We start from the raw sequence: 17026 nt of genomic DNA on the forward strand, positions 1-17026 counted from the left end.
TTATGCACGTTTTCAGGGTGTTTTGGCCCTTATGAAATAAGTAACCAAATCAATCAGATAGAGCGATTATTTGTGTGTTTCAGAAAATTCGCACACAGGTTATCCACAATTTCACGCAGGGACTTTTTCGTCATTCGTCATCAAGATGGCCGGCGATCCCATGGCCCGTTGCGTGGCTTCGTTCCAGGCCTGGACCCGGTCATTGAGCGCAGCAATGGCGCGTGGTCCGGTGCCTTCGGCGAACATCGGCTCGCCGATCACCACCTCGATGGTGCCCGGCGTCTTGTGCCAGCCTTCCTTGGGCCAGTACTTGCCGGCGTTGTGGGCAATCGGCAGCACCGGCAGGTTGGCGTTCACGGCCAGGGCAGCACCGCCCCGGGAGAATTTGCCGACCTTGCCATAGGGCACGCGCGTGCCTTCCGGAAAGATCAGTACCCAGACGCCGTCCTTGAGCAACTGGTCACCCTTGCGGGCAATCTCTTTGAGTGCCGCCTTGGGGTTGGAGCGGTCGATGGCGATGGGCCGCAGCATGGCCATGGCCCAGCCGAAGAACGGCACATACAGCAGTTCGCGCTTGAGCACCTGGCTGAGCGGCTCGAAGTACGCCGACAGAAAGAAGGTTTCCCAGGTGCTCTGGTGATTGGACACGATCACGCAAGGGGTGGTGGGCACGTTGTGCTCGCCGGTCACCTTGATGTTGATGCCCAGCAGCACCCGTGACAGCAACAGGGCAAACCGGCACCAGTTCACGTTGATGAAGCGGTAGCGGCTTTTGAACGATAAAAACGGTGCGATGAAAAAGCTCAGGGTGCACCAGGCGAAGGCGCTGGTGCCCAGCAGCAGGTAAAAGATAGAGATTCTGAGCGTCCGGATGATCGACATGCCTGCTTTTACCTAGGGGCGTGCGCCCGTTGATGGCCCGTGCCCGGAGTTCGCCGGTCAGGGCGTTACCGGTGACGGTTGTGGATAAGTTCTTCGGCAATGGCCGCCAGATCTTCGAAGATCAGCGTCCCGGCCGGTACCTGGCGGTCCATTGTCCGGCGACCCTTGCCGGTCAGCACCAGCACCGGCTGCGCCTCGACGGCCAGCGCCGCCTGCAGGTCACCGGGGCTGTCACCCACAAACCATACACCGGCAAGGTCGGTGTGGTAATGCCGGGCGATGGTCTGCAGCATGCCCGGCAGCGGCTTGCGGCAGTCGCAGCCGGCATCGGGGCCGTGTGGACAATAAACGATCAGACCCACCTCGCCACCCTGCTCCGCCACTAACATGCGCAACTGCGCATGCATGGCGTCCAGGGTGGCCAGGTCGTAATAACCTCGGGCAATGCCGGACTGGTTGGTGGCCACAGCCACTGTCCAGCCGGCCTTGCTCAATGCTGCGATGGCCTCGATGGAGCCGGGAATGGGAATCCACTCCTCCAGCGACTTGATGTAGGCGTCGGAGTCATGGTTGATCACCCCGTCCCGATCGAGAATCAGCAGCTTCACGCTCTACCCCTCAGCCCAGCAACGAGATGTCGGCCACGCCCAGGAACAGCCCGCGCAGACGCGCCAGCAGCGCATAGCGGTTGGCCCGTACGTTGGCGTCCTCGGCGTTGACCATCACCGCAGCGAAGAAGGCATCGACCGGCTCGCGCAGGCTGGCCAGACGCGCCAGCGACTCGGTGTACTTGCGCTCGGCGGCCAGTGGCTGCACGGCGTGGTCGGCCTGTTGCACGGCCGAATACAGCGAGAACTCGCTGGCGTTGTCGAAGTACTTGGGCTCGACGGTCTGGGCAACCTTGCCCTCGGCCTTGGCCAGCAGGTTCGAGACGCGCTTGTTCACGGCGGCCAGGGCCGCCGCCTGTGGCAGTGCACGGAAGGCCTGCACGGCCTGCACGCGCTGGTCGAAGTCCAGTGCCGAGGCCGGCTGCAGCGCACGCACCGAGAGGTACACGGCCACGTCGATGCCTTCGTCTTCGTAGCGTGCACGCAGGCGGTCGAAAATGAATTCCAGCACCTGTTCGGCCAGGCCGGCAGCCTTGACCTTGGCGCCGAACAGCGTGACCGCGAACTTCACGGTCTCGACCAGGTTGAGGTCGTACTGGGTGTCGATCAGGATGCGCAGGATGCCCAGTGCTGCACGACGCAGCGCGTAGGGGTCCTTGCTGCCGGTGGGCAGCATGCCGATGCCGAAGATGCCCACCAGGGTGTCGAGCTTGTCGGCGATGGCCACGGCGGCACCGGTAACGGTGGTCGGCAGTTCGGCGCCGGCACCGCGCGGCATGTACTGCTCGTTCAGCGCCAGGGCGACATCTTCAGGTTCGCCGTCGGCCTTGGCGTAGTAGTAACCGGCGATGCCCTGCATTTCAGGGAATTCGCCGACCATCTCGGTCGACAGGTCGCACTTGGACAGCAGGCCGGCACGCGCGGCACGCCCGGCGTCGCCGCCGATGCGCGGCGCGATGTAGGCCGCCAGGGTCGAAACGCGCTCGGCCTTGTCGAACACGCTGCCCAACTGGGCCTGGAACACGACGTTCTTGAGGCGCTCGTTGAAGCTTTCGAGCTTCTGCTTCTTGTCCTGCTTGAAGAAGAACTCGGCGTCGGTCAGGCGCGGACGCACGACTTTCTCGTTACCCGAGACGATCTGCGCCGGGTCCTTGCTCTCGATGTTGGCCACGGTGATGAAGCGCGGCAGCAGCTTGCCCTCGGCGTCCAGCAGGCAGAAGTACTTCTGGTTGTCCTGCATGGTGGTGATCAGGGCTTCCTGCGGCACTTCCAGGAAGCGCTCCTCGAAAGAGCACACCAGCGGCACCGGCCATTCGACCAGGCCGGTCACCTCATCGAGCAACTCGGGCGGCACGATGGCGGTGCCCTGGTGCTGGGCGGCCAGTTCGTCGACGCGCTTGGCGATGATCTGCCGGCGCTCGTTGGCATCGGCCAGCACATGCGCGGCGCGCAGGTCGGTCAGGTAACCGGCCGGCGAGCTGATGCGCACGTCTTCAGGGTGGTGGAAGCGGTGGCCACGCGAGTGACGGCCCGAGGTCTGGGCGAGGATCGTGCAATCGATGACCTGGTCACCGAACAGCATGACCAGCCACTGGGTCGGGCGCACGAACTCTTCCTTGCGCGCCGCCCAGCGCATGCGCTTGGCGATCGGCAGGTCGTTGAGCGAGTCTTCGACAATGGTCGGCAGCAGCGACGGGGTCGGCTTGCCGGCAATGCTCTGCACAAAACGCAGCTTGGGGCCGCTCTGGTCGATTTCGGCCAGGTCGACGCCACACTTCTTGGCAAAGCCCAGGGCGGCCTGGGTCGGGTTGCCCTCGGCATCGAACGCGGCCTGGCGTGGCGGACCGTCGAGGGTCACGCTGCGGTCAGGCTGCTGGTCGGCCAGACCGGTCACCAGCACGGCCAGGCGGCGCGGTGCGGCATACACCTGGCTGGCGGTGTAGGTCAGGCCGGCGCCTTGCAGGCCCTTCTCGATGCCGGCACGAAAGGCTTCGGCCAGGCTGCCCAGGGTCTTGGGCGGCAGCTCTTCGGTGCCCAGTTCGACCAGAAAATCTTGAGCACTCATTGTGCAGCCTCCAGCTTGGCCAATACTTCGTCGCGTAGATCAGGCGCCGCCATCGGGAAGCCCAGGCGGGCGCGCGATTGCAGGTAGCTCTGGGCGACCGAGCGGGCCAGCGTGCGCACGCGCAGGATGTACTGCTGGCGGGCGGTCACGGAAATGGCGCGACGGGCGTCGAGCAGGTTGAAGGTGTGCGAGGCCTTGAGCACCATTTCATAGCTTGGCAACGGCAGGTTCAGCTCGATCAGGCGGGCTGCTTCGCTTTCGTAGAAATCGAACAGCTCGAACAGCTTGTCGACGTTGGCGTGTTCGAAGTTGTAGGTCGACTGTTCCACCTCGTTCTGGTGGAACACATCGCCATAGGTGACCTTGCCGAACGGGCCGTCGGCCCACACCAGGTCATAGACCGAGTCCACGCCCTGCTGGTACATGGCCAGGCGTTCCAGGCCGTAGGTGATTTCGCCGGTTACCGGGTAGCACTCGATGCCACCGACCTGCTGGAAGTAGGTGAACTGCGAGACTTCCATGCCGTTGAGCCAGATTTCCCAGCCCAGGCCCCAGGCGCCCAGGGTCGGCGATTCCCAGTTGTCTTCGACAAAGCGCACGTCATGCACCAGCGGGTCGAGCCCGATGCGCTTGAGCGAGCCCAGGTACAGTTCCTGGAAGTTGTCGGGGTTGGGCTTGAGCACCACCTGGAACTGGTAGTAGTGCTGCAGGCGGTTGGGGTTCTCGCCGTAGCGGCCGTCGGTAGGACGACGGCTGGGCTGGACGTAGGCGGCATTCCAGGTTTCCGGGCCGACGGCGCGCAGAAACGTGGCCGTGTGGAACGTGCCGGCGCCTACTTCCATATCGTAGGGCTGAAGGACCACACAACCCTGCTCGGCCCAGTATTGCTGGAGGGCGAGGATCAAGTCTTGGAAGGTACGCACGGCTGGCGTAGGCTGGCTCACAAAATTCACCTGTGCTGGGCTGCGATTCGAAAGGCGGGGAGTATACCCGATTCGGCCGCGCATCGACCCGTGGGAGGGCTATGACACGCTGCTTTTGGTGCAATGAAGATCCGCTGTACATCGCCTACCACGATCATGAGTGGGGCGTGCCGCTGCGCGATGCTCACCGGCTGTTCGAACTGCTGTTGCTCGAAGGGTTCCAGGCCGGGCTTTCCTGGATCACCATCCTCAAGCGCCGCGCCCGTTACCGCGAAGTGCTGTTCGGCTTCGACGCGCCACGGCTGGCGCAACTGACCGATGCCGAGATCGAGGCGCTGATGCAGGACGCCACGATCATCCGCAACCGCCTCAAGCTCAACGCCGTGCGCACCAACGCCCGTGCCTGGCTGGCGCTGCCGGACCCGGTCGGGCTGCTCTGGTCGTTCGTCGATGGCACACCGAAAATCAACCACTTCAAGGACCGCAGCGAAGTGCCGGCCATCACGCCTGAGGCCCAGGCCATGAGCAAGGCCTTGAAGAAAGCCGGCTTCACCTTTGTCGGCCCGACCATCTGCTACGCCTTCATGCAGGCCAGCGGCATGGTCATGGACCACACCACCGATTGCGATCGCTACCCGGTGCTCAGCCGCTGATTGGGTACAATGCCCGCCTTGAACATGAGGAACTGATTCGTGGAAAAATTCAAAGGCGCCTTGATGGTCGGGGCGTTGCGCCTGTTTGCCCTGCTGCCCTGGCGTGCCGTGCAGGCGGTGGGGTCGGCCATCGGCTGGCTGATGTGGAAGCTGCCCAATCGCTCGCGCGAGGTGGTGCGCATCAACCTGGCCAAGTGTTTCCCGGAGCTGAGCCCCGCCGAGCATGAAAAGCTGGTGGGCCGCAGCCTGATGGACATCGGCAAGACCCTGACCGAAAGCGCCTGCGCCTGGATCTGGCCGGCGCAAAAATCCATCGACCTGGTGCGCGAGGTCGAAGGCCTGGACGTGCTCAAGGACGCGCTGGCCTCGGGCAAGGGCGTGGTCGGCATCACCAGCCACCTGGGCAACTGGGAAGTGCTCAACCACTTCTATTGCAGCCAGTGCAAACCGATCATTTTCTACCGTCCGCCCAAGCTCAAGGCGGTCGATGAGCTGCTGCGCAAACAGCGCGTGCAGCTGGGCAACAAGGTGGCGGCCTCGACCAAGGAAGGCATCCTCAGCGTCATCAAGGAAGTGCGCCGTGGCGGCCAGGTGGGCATTCCTGCCGACCCGGAACCGGCCGAATCGGCCGGCATCTTCGTGCCCTTCTGCGCCACCATGGCCCTGACCAGCAAGTTCGTACCCAACATGCTCGCCGGCGGCAAGGCAGTCGGCGTGTTCCTGCACGCCATGCGCCTGCCCGATGGCTCAGGCTACAAGGTGGTGCTAGAAGCGGCCCCGGAAGCGATGTACAGCACCGACACCGCGACCTCGGCCGCGGCCATGAGCCAGGTGGTGGAGAAATACGTACGCGCCTACCCCAGCCAGTACATGTGGAGCATGAAGCGCTTCAAGAAACGCCCCGCAGGCGAAGCACGCTGGTACTGATGTCCATACAACCCTTGTAGGAGCGCGCTTGCCGGTATGCCGGACCACCGCGACCGAGTGCGTAGCGCTCGCAAAAATTGTGTAGACGCTGAAAATTTACGACTGTAAATCTGCGAAACGCTACAAATTTACGATTGTGAACGTATTCAAAATCTGCGAAACGCTACAAATTTACGACTGCTACGCAGCCGGTCGCGGGCAAGCGCGCTCCTACACCAGGGCCCATGCAGGGCTCAGAAGAAGCTCAACCCCACCTGGAACAACCGCTCCGCATCGCGGATGTATTTCTTGTCGACCAGGAACATGATCACGTGGTCGCCCGATTCGATCATCGTGCTGTCATGGGCGATCAGCACTTCCTGGTCGCGGATGATCGCGCCGATGGTGGTGCCGCTGGGCAGGTTGATGTCCTTGAGCGGGCGGCCGATGACCTTGCTTGACTTGGCATCGCCATGCGCCACCAGTTCGATGGCCTCGGCCGCACCCCGGCGCAGCGAGTGCACGCTGACCACGTCGCCCCGGCGCACATGGGCCAGCAAGGTGCCGATGGTGGCCAGCTGCGGGCTGACCGCAATGTCGATTTCACCGCCCTGCACCAGGTCGACATAGGCCGGGTTGTTGATCAGGGTGATGACCTTGCGCGCGCCCATGCGCTTGGCCAGCAGGGACGACATGATGTTGGCTTCGTCGTCGTTGGTCAGCGCCAGGAACAGGTCGGTGTCGCCGATGTTCTCTTCCATCAGCAGGTCACGGTCCGAAGAGCTGCCCTGCAGCACCACGGCGCTGTTGAGGTTCTCCGACAGGTAGCGACAGCGCGCCGGGTTCATCTCGATGATCTTGACCTGGTAGCGGCTTTCGATGGCCTCGGCCAGCCGCTCGCCGATATTGCCGCCCCCGGCGATGACGATGCGCTTGTAGTTTTCGTCCAGGCGGCGCATTTCGCCCATCACTGCGCGGATATGCGCCTTGGCGGCGATGAAGAATACTTCGTCGTCGGCCTCGATCACGGTATCGCCTTGCGGCAGGATCGGCCGGTCGCGGCGGAAGATGGCCGCCACCCGCGTGTCGACGTTGGGCATGTGCGCCTTGAGCTGGCGCAGTTGCTGACCCACCAGCGGTCCGCCGTAGTAGGCCTTGATTGCCACCAGTTGCGCCTTGCCTTCGCCGAAGTCGATGACCTGCAAGGCGCCGGGGTATTCGATCAGGCGCTTGATGTAGTTGGTCACCACCTGTTCGGGGCTGATCAGCACATCCACCGGAATGGCGTCATTGGCGAACAGCTCATCTCGGGTCAGGTAGGCCGCCTCGCGCACCCGGGCGATCTTGGTCGGGGTGTGGAACAGTGTGTAGGCGACCTGGCAGGCGATCATGTTGGCTTCGTCGCTGTTGGTCACCGCCACCAGCATGTCGGCATCGTCGGCACCGGCCTGGCGCAGCACGGTCGGGAACGAGCCCTTGCCCTGCACGGTGCGGATGTCCAGGCGGTCGCCCAGGTCGCGCAGGCGGTCGCCATCGGTGTCGACCACGGTGATGTCGTTGGCTTCGCTGGCCAGGTGCTCGGCCAGCGTACCGCCGACCTGCCCTGCACCGAGGATGATGATTTTCAACCTTTCACTCCAGAGAAAATGCCTTGCCGCAGGATCGGTCGGGCGGTGATCCGCTTCAGCCGCGAAACAGACGGCACCAAGAGGCTGCCCTTCGCGTCTGAAGCCGCTCCTACGACGATTGCGACGATTGCGACGATTGTAGCGATGCGGCGATCTTGATCAGTTTGGCGTAGTAGAAGCCGTCGTGCCCGTCTTGCCGGGGCAATAGCTGACGCCCGTGTGGCTGCTTGAGGCCGGCAGCAGGCTGGCCTTGCTGGCCGGCGATGTCCAGCTCGCGGGCGCCCGGTGTGCGCGCCAGGAAGGCTTCGATCACCTCGGTGTTTTCGGTCGGCAGCGCCGAGCAGGTGGCGTACAGCAGGATGCCGCCTACTTCCAGGGTCGGCCACAGCGCATCAAGCAGTTCGCCCTGCAGGCTGGCCAGCGCAGGGATGTCGTCGGCCTGGCGGGTCAGCTTGATGTCCGGGTGGCGGCGGATCACGCCGGTGGCCGAGCACGGGGCGTCGAGCAGGATGCGCTGGAACGGCGTGCCGTCCCACCATTGCGCGGTGTCGCGGCCGTCGGCGGCGATCAGCTCGGCCGCCAGGCCCAGACGCTCGAGGTTCTCGCGCACCCGTACCAGGCGCTTGGCTTCCAGGTCCACGGCCACCACGGCGCTCAGCGCCGGCTGGATTTCCAGGATGTGGCAGGTCTTGCCGCCCGGTGCGCAGCAGGCGTCCAGCACCCGCTGGCCTGGTGCCAGGTCCAGCAGCTCGGCGGCCAGTTGCGCGGCCTCGTCCTGCACGCTGACCCAGCCTTCGGCAAAGCCAGGCAGCTCGCGCACGTCCTGCGCCTCGGCCAGCACGATGCCGTCCTGGCTGAACGGACTGGCCGAGGCCTCGATGCCGGCGCCTTTGAGGTGCTCAAGGTACTGGTCGCGGGTCTGATGGCGGCGGTTGATGCGCAGGATCATCGGCGGATGGGCATTGTTGGCGGCGCAAATGGCCTCCCAATGCTCGGGCCAGGCGGCCTTGAGGGCCTTTTGCAGCCAGCGCGGGTGCGCGGTGCGCACGACAGGGTCATGCTCCAGCTCGGCCAGCAGGCCTTCGCTTTCGCGTTGGGCGCGGCGCAGCACAGCGTTGAGCAGGGCCTTGGCCCAGGGTTTTTTAAGCTTGTCGGCACAGCCCACGGTTTCACCGATGGCGGCATGCGCCGGCATGCGGCTGTAGAGCAACTGGTACAGGCCGACCAGCAACAGGGCTTCGACATCGGCATCGGCGGCCTTGAACGGCTTTTGCAGCAATCTGGCTGCCAGTGCCGACAGGCGTGGCTGCCAGCGTGCGGTGCCAAAGGCCAGGTCCTGGGTCAGGCCGCGATCGCGCGCCTCGACCTTGTCCAGTTGCGCCGGCAGCGAGCTGTTGAGCGACGCCTTGCCACTGAGTACGGCAGCCAGGGCGCGGGCTGCGGCCAGGCGCGGGTTCATTGGCCCAGTACCGTGCCGCTGGCGAATTTCTCGCGGCGGCTGTTGAACAGGTCGGCAAAGCCCAGGGCCTTGCCGCCGGGCAGTTGCAGGCGGGTCAGGCGCAGGGCCTGTTCGCCGCAGGCGACCAGAAGGCCGTCCTTGCTGGCGTCCAGGATGGTGCCGGGGGCGCCCTGCCCGTCGGCCAGCGTGGCCGCCAGCACCTTGAGCGCTTCGCCATTGAGGGTGCTGTGGCAGACCGGCCACGGATTGAAGGCACGGATGAGTCGCTCAAGCTCGTCGGCCGGGCGGCTCCAGTCCAGGCGCGCCTCGTCCTTGTTGAGCTTGTGGGCGTAGGTGGCCAGGCTGTCGTCCTGGACTTCACCGACCAGCGTGCCGTCGACCAGTCCGGCGATGGCTTGCAGCACGGCAGGCGGGCCCAGTTCGGCGAGCCGGTCGTGCAGCGTGCCGCCGGTGTCCTGGGCGCTGATCGGGGTGATGGCCTTGAGCAGCATGGGGCCGGTGTCGAGCCCGGCTTCCATGCGCATCACGGTCACGCCGCTCTCGGCATCGCCGGCCTGCACGGCGCGCTGGATCGGCGCCGCCCCGCGCCAGCGTGGCAGCAGCGAGGCATGGCTGTTGATGCAGCCCAGGCGCGCGATATCCAGCACCACCTGGGGCAGGATCAGGCCGTAGGCGACCACCACCATCAGGTCGGGCTTGAGCGCCGCCAGTTCGGCCTGGGCCTCGGCGTCACGCAGGGTCGGCGGCTGCAGCACCGGAATGTCGTGTTGCAGCGCCAGTTGCTTGACCGGGCTGGGCATCAGCTTCTGCCCGCGACCGGCCGGACGGTCGGGCTGGGTGTAGACCGCCACGAGGGTGTGCGGGCTGTCGAGCAGGGCTTTCAGGTGTTCGGCGGCAAATTCCGGAGTGCCGGCGAAAACGATGCGCAGTGGCTCAGTCATGAATGTCTCGTTCAGTAAAAAAGCAAAAGGCCCGTGACAGGCCTTTTGGGGGTGATCGCGGATCAGGCGTTCTGCCTGTGCAGTTTTTCCAGCTTTTTCTTGATCCGGTCACGCTTGAGGGTCGACAGGTAATCGACGAACAGCTTGCCGTTGAGGTGATCGCACTCATGCTGGATGCACACCGCCAGCAGGCCTTCGGCAACCATTTCATAGGGCTGGCCTTCGCGGTCCAGCGCCTTGATGCGCACCTGCAGCGGGCGGTCGACGTTCTCGTAGAAGCCGGGCACCGACAGGCAGCCTTCCTGGTACTGGCCCATGTCCTGGGTCAGGGTTTCAAGCTCGGGGTTGATCAGCACCAGCGGCTCGCTGCGGTCTTCGCTGAGGTCCATGACCACCACGCGCTTGTGCACATTGACCTGGGTCGCGGCCAGGCCGATGCCCGGCGCCTCGTACATGGTTTCAAACATGTCGTCGACCAGCTGACGAATGGCATCGTCCACGACCGTCACCGGCTTGGCGATGGTGCGCAGGCGCGCATCGGGAAATTCGAGAATGTTGAGAATAGCCATATACGTAAGTGCTGCACTGTTAGGGTAAAGTCAGGAACGGCTGCCGGTTTGCGCAAGGCAATGCCCGCAGCCCCTTGAATACCACGCTGTCGGACGATTCGTAACAACTGCGATCTGGCGCACTGCTGCGATTTTCAAGCCGTCTTCTATTGTTGACGCGATGCCACATGATAAAGGGATTCACCGCATGAGGAAAACACTACTCGCCCTGCTGCTGTTGACCGCCAGTGGTCTTGCGCAGGCGCAAGTGCAGCTCAGGGAAGGTCATCCGCAGCGTTACACCGTGGTTGCCGGCGACACGCTGTGGGATATTTCCGGCAAATTCCTGCGCGAGCCCTGGCGCTGGAAGGAACTCTGGCGCGCCAACCCGTCGATCCGGGACCCGGACCTGATCTACCCCGGCGACACCCTGTCGCTGACCTACATCAACGGCGAGCCGCATGTGCAACTGACGCGTGGCGAATCACGCGGCACTATCAAGCTGTCGCCGCGCATCCGCAGCACGCCGACGGTCGAGGCCATCCCGAGCATTCCGCTGGGTGCGATCAACGCCTTTCTGATCAGCAACCGCATCGTCGACAGCCCCGAGCAGTTCCAGCAGGCGCCGTACATCGTCGCCGGCAATGCCGAGCGCGTGCTCAGCGGCCAGGGCGACCGCCTGTATGCGCGTGGCAACCTGGATTCTGTGAATCGGGTGTATGGCATTTTCCGCCAGGGCAAGACCTACACCGACCCGGTCACCAGGGAAGTGCTGGGCATCAATGCCGACGATATCGGCAGCGGCGAGGTGGTCGCCACCGAAGGCGATGTCTCGACCCTGGTGCTGCAACGCACCACCCAGGAAGTGCGCCTGGGCGACCGCCTGTTTGCCAGCGAAGAGCGGCCGGTCAATTCGACCTTCATGCCGACGCCGCCGGTCTCGAATATCGACGGGCTGATCATCGACGTGCCGCGCGGAGTGACCCAGGTCGCCGAGTACGACGTGGTGACCCTGGATCGCGGCCGCCGCGATGGCCTCGAAGAAGGCAACGTACTGGCCATCTACAAGACCGGCGAGCAGGTGCGCGACCGTGTCACCGGTGAGCAGGTGAAGATTCCTGACGAGCGCGCAGGGCTGCTGATGGTGTTTCGCACCTATGACAAGCTCAGTTACGCCTTGGTCCTGCACGCCACCCGATCCTTGGCCATTATGGACAAGGTCCGCAATCCATAAACGGGCGTGCCGCTGAGCTGTTTCAGTGGCAAAACCCTCAGTTATCAAATTGTTGTCAACAGAGTTATCCACAGGTTTTGCCGTTGTCAGAAATGCATCACAGATCAGGGACGATCGTATGCCATTGTTTGAAAATACCCCCGTTGCGCCTGCCGAACTGGAAGCGCGGTTGCGTCTGCACCGCCTGCCCGAGATCGGTCCTGCGCGTTTTATCCGGCTCATCGAAGCCTTCGGTTCAGCCTCGGCAGCCTTCAGTGCGCCGGCCAGTGCCTGGCGTTCATTGCGTATTCCGGCAGCGGCCAGCGAGGCGCGGCGCAGCCCTGAAGTGCGCGACGGCGCCAGCGCCGCACTGGCCTGGCTAGAGCGTTCGGGCCAGCATTTGCTGATGTGGGACGACCCGGGCTACCCGGCACTGCTGGCCGAAATTGCCGATCCGCCGCCTTTGCTGTTCATCGCCGGCAACCCTGAATTACTCGACCGGCCACAGCTGGCGATGGTCGGTAGCCGGCGCGCGTCCAGACCGGCGCTGGACACCGCCTGCGCGTTTTCGCGCAGCCTGGCGGCCAGCGGACTGGTGATCACCAGTGGCCTGGCGCTGGGCATCGATGGCGCCGCACACCAGGCTGCGCTGGACGTCGGCGGGGCCACGATCGGGGTGCTTGGCACAGGGCTGGAAAATATTTATCCACAGAAGCACTGCACGCTGGCTGCGCACATGCGCGAGCAGGGCAGCGCGGTGGTTTCCGAGTTTCCACTGGATGCCGGCCCGCAGGCCGCCAACTTCCCCCGGCGTAACCGGATCATCAGCGGCCTGTCACTGGCCGTGCTGGTGGTGGAGGCCAGTGTGCGCAGCGGCTCGCTGATCACCGCCCGGCTGGCAGCCGAACAGGGGCGCGAGGTGTACGCGATTCCAGGCTCCATCCACCACCCGGGGGCACGCGGATGTCACCAGTTGATTCGCGATGGCGCCATTCTGGTCGAAAGTGTCCAGCACATTCTCGAAGGCCTGCGCCACTGGCAAGTGACCAGCCCCGGACACCCCGCGCCCGAAGCCGCCCTGCCCGCACCGGCTGACCATCCCTTGCTGGCGCTGCTGCACGCCGCCCCGCAGACCAGCGAAGCATTGGCCCGAACCAGCGGCTGGCCATTGCCCCGTGTGCTGGGCGAACTGACCGAGCTGGAGCTGGATGGACGCATCAACTGTGAAGCCGGACGATGGTTCGCGTGCGTGCGCTGAGGTTAAACTGCCGCGCATGACTTATCTGGCACGATCTGCACTGGAGAAACGGCAATGATCAGCAGCTGGCGTGTGCAACAAGCCGCCCGGGAAATCCGGGCAGGTGCGGTGATTGCCTACCCGACCGAGGCGGTCTGGGGGCTGGGATGCGATCCTTGGGATGAGGAGGCGGTGTACCGGTTGTTATTGATCAAGTCGCGGCCGCTGGACAAGGGGCTGATCCTGATTGCCGACAACATTCGCCAGTTCGATTTTCTGTTCGAGGATTTCCCCGAGCTGTGGATCGACCGCATGGCCAGCACCTGGCCGGGGCCCAATACCTGGCTGGTGCCGCACCAGAACCTGCTGCCCGAGTGGATCACCGGCCAGCACGAAACCGTCGCCCTGCGCGTGACCGATCACCCGGTGGTACGCGAACTGTGCGCCCTCACCGGCCCTCTGGTGTCCACCTCGGCCAACCCGACCGGCCGCCCCGCGGCTCGCTCGCGGCTGCGCGTCGAGCAGTATTTCCGTGGCCAGGTCGACCTGGTGCTCGGCGGCAGCCTGGGTGGTCGCCGCAACCCGAGCGTGATCCGCGATATCGCCACCGGCCAGGTCGTGCGCGCCGGCTAGGCACGTCATACCCTGGATATGGGCTCGGTACACCACTTGTAGGAGCGCGCTCTGCCCGCGACCGGCTGCGTTAGCAGTCGTAAATTTTCAGCGTTTCATAGATCCCTGATGGGTTAGCAGTCGTAAATTTTCAGCGTTTCGCAGATTTTGCGGTTAACAATCATAAATTTTCAGCGTTTCCGAGATTTCTGCGAGCGCTACGCACTCGGTCGCGGTGGTCCGGCATACCGGCAAGCGCGCTCCTACCTGAGCCGGTGTTTGCGGGGCGCCGCCTTGGCCCTGTGTCAGTGACACAGGGCGGGCTCCCACAGCGAAAGGCTAAGGAATCAGGATCGCGGAACCGGTGGTCCTGCGCTCGGCCAGGTCGATCTGGGCCTGGGCGGCGTCCTGCAGGGGGTACTGCTGGATGTCGTTGACCTTGATCTTGCCGCTGATGAGCATGTCGAACAGTTCGTCGGCCATCGCCTGCAGGTTTTGCGGATTATTGGCATAGCTGCCCAGGGTCGGGCGTGTCACATACAGCGAACCCTTCTGCGCCAGCAGCCCCAGGTGCACGCCGGTGACCGCGCCGGAGGCATTGCCGAAGCTGACCATCAGCCCGCGAGGTGCCACGCAGTCCAGCGAGGCCAGCCAGGTGTTCTTGCCGACGCCGTCATAGACCACCGCGCACTTCTTGCCGTCGGTCAGTTCCAGCACCCGCTTGGCCACGTCTTCATGGCTGTAGTCGATGGTCTCCCAGGCGCCCAGTGCCCTGGCATGGGCGGCTTTTTCTGGCGAACTGACCGTGCCGATCAGGCGCGCCCCCAAGGCCTTGGCCCACTGGCAGGCAATCGAGCCCACGCCCCCGGCGGCGGCATGGAACAGGAAGATTTCGTTGGGCTTGATGGCGTAGGTCTGGCGCAACAGATACTGCACGGTCAGGCCCTTGAGCATCACGGCGGCGGCCTGCTCGAAGCTGATCGCGTCGGGCAGCTTGACCAGGTGCGCTTCGGGCAGCACATGATAATTGCTGTAGGCGCCCAGGGGGCCGGTGCCATAGGCCACGCGGTCGCCGACCTGGAAGCGCGTCACGTCGCTGCCGACCGCCTCGACCACGCCGGCACCTTCGTTGCCCATGCCGCTGGGCAATGGCGAGGGGTACAGGCCGCTGCGGTAATAGGTGTCGATGAAGTTCAGGCCAATGGCCCGGTTGTGCACGCGCACTTCCTGCGGGCCGGGTTCGGCAGGTTGGTAATCGAGGTATTCAAGGACCTCAGGGCCGCCCGTGGTGCTGAACTGGATACGCTTAGCCATTGTTCTCTCCATGATAAGTGCGACACACAATAGCCCTATCGGACCTGTTCACAGGATGCCCGTCAACTGCGAAGGCGCCTGTCGCGATGGTATGCTACGCGGCACTTTGCCTGTGGCCCCGTATTGTCGGGCTTCAGGGCCGTTTCGAGGATTTTCATGAACAGCCATACCGAAGCCGTCAAAGCCTACCTGCTCGACCTGCAGGACCGCATCTGCGCCGCGCTGGAACACGAAGATGGCGGTGCCCGCTTCGTCGAGGACGCCTGGACCCGCCCTGCCGGTGGCGGTGGCCGTACGCGCGTGGTCGAGAACGGCAAGGTGATCGAAAAAGGCGGGGTCAACTTTTCCCATGTGTTCGGCACCAGCCTGCCGCCGTCGGCCAGTGCGCACCGGCCAGAGCTGGCCGGTCGCGGTTTCGAGGCGCTGGGCGTGTCGCTGGTGATTCACCCGCACAACCCGTATGTGCCGACCTCGCACGCCAACGTGCGCTTCTTCATTGCCGAAAAAGAAGGCGAAGAACCGGTCTGGTGGTTCGGCGGCGGCTTCGACCTGACACCCTTCTATGGCGTCGAGGAAGACTGCATTCACTGGCACCAGGTGGCCGAACGCGCCTGCGCGCCCTTTGGTGCCGAGGTGTACCCGCGCTACAAGGCCTGGTGCGACACGTATTTCCACATCAAGCACCGCAACGAGCCACGTGGCATCGGTGGCCTGTTTTTCGATGACCTGAACCAGTGGGACTTCGACACCAGCTTTGCTTTCATGCGCGCCATCGGCGACGCCTTCCTGGAGGCCTACCTGCCCATCGTGCGTCGCCGCAAGGCGGCCGCCTACAGCGTGCAACAACGCGAATTCCAGGAGTTTCGCCGCGGGCGCTACGTCGAGTTCAACCTGGTCTACGACCGCGGCACGCTGTTTGGCCTGCAGTCGGGCGGGCGCACCGAGTCGATCCTCATGTCGCTGCCCCCGCAGGTGCGCTGGGGCTATGACTGGAAAGCCGTGCCAGGCAGTGAAGAGGCGCGCCTGACCGAATACTTCTTGCAGGACCGCGACTGGCTGGGCCTCGCGGTCCATCCGTGATCAACAGGAACCTGTATGGACGCTTACGTTGTCTTCGGTAACCCCATCGGCCACAGCAAGTCGCCGTTGATTCATCGCCTGTTCGCCGAGCAGACCGGCCAACACTTGGACTACCGCACCGCACTGGCGCCGCTGGACGACTTCCCGGCTTTTGCCCGGGCCTTTTTCCAGGCAGGACGCGGCGCCAATGTCACCGTGCCGTTCAAGGAACAGGCCTTCGCCCTGGCCGACAGCCTGACCGAGCGCGCCCGCCGCGCCGGTGCGGTCAACACCCTGGCCCGGCGCGACGACGGCACCCTGCTGGGCGACAACACCGACGGTGCCGGCCTGGTACGCGACCTGACGGTCAATTGCGGCCTTGAGTTGCGCGGCAAGCGGATCCTGCTGCTGGGCGCCGGCGGCGCGGTGCGCGGGGTACTCGAACCCTTGCTGGCCGAGCAGCCCGAAGTGGTGGTGATCGCCAACCGCACGGTGGCAAAGGCCGAGCAGTTGGTGCATGAGTTCGCCGACCTGGGCCCGGTGTCGGCCAGTGGCTTCGACTGGCTCGAAGAGGCGGTGGACGTGATCATCAACGCCACCTCGGCCAGCCTGTCCGGCGAGCTGCCACCGATTGCGCCGAGCCTGATCGCCAGGGATCACACCTTCTGCTACGACATGATGTACGCCAAGGCGCCCACTGCGTTCTGCCACTGGGCCGGCGAGCACGGCGCCGCGCGCGCGGTGGACGGCCTGGGCATGCTCGTCGAGCAGGCCGCCGAAGCCTTCCTGCTGTGGCGCGGCGTCCGTCCCGACTCCGCCCCGGTACTGGCCGAGATGCGCCGGCAGTTGGCGATGTCCTAGGCACTTCATCTGTGGGAGCCAACACAAAATAAATGACTGACTGCCCGCGACCGGCTGCGTTAGCAGTCGTAAATTTTCAGCGTCTACACAATTTTTGCGAGCGCTACGCACTCGGTC

General features: G+C 64.3%; 16 protein-coding genes. 7 read left to right on the forward strand and 9 right to left on the reverse strand.

Annotated features, from left to right (window positions below; all coding sequences use genetic code 11):
- Positions 1 to 111: 111 nt before the first annotated feature.
- The 4 genes from ASF84_RS21930 to glyQ all read right to left on the reverse strand — a co-directional run bounded on the left by ASF84_RS21930 (position 112) and on the right by glyQ (position 4499).
- The gene (locus ASF84_RS21930) at positions 112 to 882 is read right to left on the reverse strand and encodes a lysophospholipid acyltransferase family protein (RefSeq protein ID WP_056840977.1); all 771 of its coding nucleotides are present in this window, start codon (positions 880 to 882) and stop codon (positions 112 to 114) included.
- A 65-nt stretch (positions 883 to 947) separates the two neighbouring features.
- A complete protein-coding gene (gene gmhB, locus ASF84_RS21935) occupies positions 948 to 1490 on the reverse strand; it encodes a D-glycero-beta-D-manno-heptose 1,7-bisphosphate 7-phosphatase (RefSeq protein ID WP_056840978.1) in 543 nt (180 codons plus the stop codon).
- 10 nt (positions 1491 to 1500) lie between these two features.
- Positions 1501 to 3555 carry a glycine--tRNA ligase subunit beta gene (gene glyS, locus ASF84_RS21940; RefSeq protein WP_056840979.1) on the reverse strand — a complete coding sequence of 685 codons (2055 nt, stop codon included), beginning with the start codon at positions 3553 to 3555 and terminating at the stop codon, positions 1501 to 1503.
- Positions 3552 to 4499, reverse strand: a complete 948-nt coding sequence (glyQ, locus tag ASF84_RS21945) for a glycine--tRNA ligase subunit alpha (RefSeq protein WP_056840980.1) — start codon at positions 4497 to 4499, stop codon at positions 3552 to 3554. Before glyQ ends, glyS begins: the two co-directional genes overlap by 4 nt.
- An 80-nt stretch (positions 4500 to 4579) precedes the next feature.
- Between glyQ and ASF84_RS21950 the strand changes: the two genes are divergently transcribed.
- Positions 4580 to 5131 carry a DNA-3-methyladenine glycosylase I gene (locus ASF84_RS21950; RefSeq protein ID WP_056840981.1) on the forward strand — a complete coding sequence of 184 codons (552 nt, stop codon included), beginning with the start codon at positions 4580 to 4582 and terminating at the stop codon, positions 5129 to 5131.
- A 39-nt stretch (positions 5132 to 5170) separates the two neighbouring features.
- On the forward strand, positions 5171 to 6058 hold the full coding sequence (locus ASF84_RS21955) for a lysophospholipid acyltransferase (RefSeq protein ID WP_056840982.1): 888 nt from the start codon (positions 5171 to 5173) through the stop codon (positions 6056 to 6058).
- Between the two features lie 233 nt (positions 6059 to 6291).
- On the opposite strand, the gene trkA is transcribed toward ASF84_RS21955, so the two are convergent.
- The 4 genes from trkA to def all read right to left on the reverse strand — a co-directional run bounded on the left by trkA (position 6292) and on the right by def (position 10634).
- The gene (trkA, locus tag ASF84_RS21960; RefSeq protein ID WP_056840983.1) at positions 6292 to 7665 is read right to left on the reverse strand and encodes a Trk system potassium transporter TrkA; all 1374 of its coding nucleotides are present in this window, start codon (positions 7663 to 7665) and stop codon (positions 6292 to 6294) included.
- Positions 7666 to 7774: 109 nt separating this feature from the next.
- Complete coding sequence (gene rsmB, locus ASF84_RS21965; RefSeq protein ID WP_056840984.1) at positions 7775 to 9124, reverse strand: 16S rRNA (cytosine(967)-C(5))-methyltransferase RsmB; 1350 nt, start codon at positions 9122 to 9124, stop codon at positions 7775 to 7777.
- Positions 9121 to 10065 (reverse strand): methionyl-tRNA formyltransferase, encoded by a 945-nt coding sequence (gene fmt, locus ASF84_RS21970; protein WP_056840985.1) that lies wholly within the window; start codon positions 10063 to 10065, stop codon positions 9121 to 9123. The genes rsmB and fmt overlap by 4 nt, the downstream gene beginning before the upstream one ends.
- 62 nt (positions 10066 to 10127) lie before the next feature.
- Positions 10128 to 10634: a peptide deformylase gene (gene def, locus ASF84_RS21975; protein WP_056840986.1), complete on the reverse strand. Its 507-nt coding sequence runs from the start codon at positions 10632 to 10634 to the stop codon at positions 10128 to 10130.
- Positions 10635 to 10821: 187 nt separating this feature from the next.
- Between def and ASF84_RS21980 the strand changes: the two genes are divergently transcribed.
- The 3 genes from ASF84_RS21980 (at position 10822) to ASF84_RS21990 (ending at position 13696) form a co-directional block, all read left to right on the forward strand.
- Positions 10822 to 11847, forward strand: a complete 1026-nt coding sequence (locus ASF84_RS21980; RefSeq protein WP_056840987.1) for a LysM peptidoglycan-binding domain-containing protein — start codon at positions 10822 to 10824, stop codon at positions 11845 to 11847.
- A gap of 118 nt (positions 11848 to 11965) precedes the next feature.
- Complete coding sequence (gene dprA, locus ASF84_RS21985; RefSeq protein WP_056840988.1) at positions 11966 to 13084, forward strand: DNA-processing protein DprA; 1119 nt, start codon at positions 11966 to 11968, stop codon at positions 13082 to 13084.
- Positions 13085 to 13138: 54 nt separating this feature from the next.
- A complete protein-coding gene (locus ASF84_RS21990; RefSeq protein WP_056840989.1) occupies positions 13139 to 13696 on the forward strand; it encodes an L-threonylcarbamoyladenylate synthase in 558 nt (185 codons plus the stop codon).
- Positions 13697 to 14014: 318 nt separating this feature from the next.
- Here the strand turns inward: ASF84_RS21990 and ASF84_RS21995 are convergent, their stop codons facing one another.
- Positions 14015 to 14989, reverse strand: a complete 975-nt coding sequence (locus tag ASF84_RS21995; protein ID WP_056840990.1) for an NADPH:quinone reductase — start codon at positions 14987 to 14989, stop codon at positions 14015 to 14017.
- A 156-nt stretch (positions 14990 to 15145) separates the two neighbouring features.
- Between ASF84_RS21995 and hemF the strand changes: the two genes are divergently transcribed.
- Positions 15146 to 16069: an oxygen-dependent coproporphyrinogen oxidase gene (gene hemF, locus ASF84_RS22000; protein WP_056840991.1), complete on the forward strand. Its 924-nt coding sequence runs from the start codon at positions 15146 to 15148 to the stop codon at positions 16067 to 16069.
- A 15-nt stretch (positions 16070 to 16084) separates the two neighbouring features.
- Entirely contained in the window at positions 16085 to 16909 is an 825-nt protein-coding gene (aroE, locus tag ASF84_RS22005; protein ID WP_056840992.1) for a shikimate dehydrogenase, read from the forward strand.
- Positions 16910 to 17026: the final 117 nt, after the last annotated feature.

This window comes from Pseudomonas sp. Leaf127 (assembly GCF_001423155.1).
Classification (GTDB): Bacteria; Pseudomonadota; Gammaproteobacteria; order Pseudomonadales; family Pseudomonadaceae; genus Aquipseudomonas; species Aquipseudomonas ovata.

Coding starts and splice junctions, on each gene's coding strand:
- def (WP_056840986.1), bottom strand. CDS start 10,634: ATGGCTATTCTCAACATTCTCGAATTTCCCGATGCGCGCCTGCGCACC.
- rsmB (WP_056840984.1), bottom strand. CDS start 9,124: ATGAACCCGCGCCTGGCCGCAGCCCGCGCCCTGGCTGCCGTACTCAGT.
- fmt (WP_056840985.1), bottom strand. CDS start 10,065: ATGACTGAGCCACTGCGCATCGTTTTCGCCGGCACTCCGGAATTTGCC.
- hemF (WP_056840991.1), top strand. CDS start 15,146: ATGAACAGCCATACCGAAGCCGTCAAAGCCTACCTGCTCGACCTGCAG.
- ASF84_RS21950 (WP_056840981.1), top strand. CDS start 4,580: ATGACACGCTGCTTTTGGTGCAATGAAGATCCGCTGTACATCGCCTAC.
- ASF84_RS21930 (WP_056840977.1), bottom strand. CDS start 882: ATGTCGATCATCCGGACGCTCAGAATCTCTATCTTTTACCTGCTGCTG.
- ASF84_RS21995 (WP_056840990.1), bottom strand. CDS start 14,989: ATGGCTAAGCGTATCCAGTTCAGCACCACGGGCGGCCCTGAGGTCCTT.
- glyS (WP_056840979.1), bottom strand. CDS start 3,555: ATGAGTGCTCAAGATTTTCTGGTCGAACTGGGCACCGAAGAGCTGCCG.
- aroE (WP_056840992.1), top strand. CDS start 16,085: ATGGACGCTTACGTTGTCTTCGGTAACCCCATCGGCCACAGCAAGTCG.
- ASF84_RS21980 (WP_056840987.1), top strand. CDS start 10,822: ATGAGGAAAACACTACTCGCCCTGCTGCTGTTGACCGCCAGTGGTCTT.
- dprA (WP_056840988.1), top strand. CDS start 11,966: ATGCCATTGTTTGAAAATACCCCCGTTGCGCCTGCCGAACTGGAAGCG.
- ASF84_RS21990 (WP_056840989.1), top strand. CDS start 13,139: ATGATCAGCAGCTGGCGTGTGCAACAAGCCGCCCGGGAAATCCGGGCA.